General features: G+C 58.3%; 1 protein-coding gene. It reads right to left on the minus strand.

The window, feature by feature from the left end:
• The coding region (locus IAE37_RS28650; RefSeq protein WP_201178802.1) for an IS66 family transposase at positions 1–331 on the minus strand (331 nt) is incomplete at both ends.

Here is a 331-nt window from a genome sequence, read left to right on the forward strand (position 1 = left end):
CAGGTAGCGCGTCAGCGCTACCCAGCGTTTCAGGCTGTAATCGAGGGCTTTGGCCGTAGCTGACCCGTTGGGCACCAAGTCGCGCTGAGCCAACATCCAGTCATGCAGTGTTTTGATGATCGGCACCGCCATTTCCTGGCGTATTCGCCAGCGGTCTTCATCGCTCATGTCCCGCGCTTGGCGCTCGACCTCGTACAAGCCGCTGATCGAATGCAGTGCCTGTTCAGCCAGCTGACTTTTGTTCGCCACGTGCAGATCAAAGAACTTGCGACGGGCGTGGGCCATGCAGCCGATTTCAGTGATGCCTTGCTCAAATCCGGCCTTGTAGCCA

Source organism: Pseudomonas sp. S31 (assembly GCF_016648105.1).
Classification (GTDB): Bacteria; Pseudomonadota; Gammaproteobacteria; order Pseudomonadales; family Pseudomonadaceae; genus Aquipseudomonas.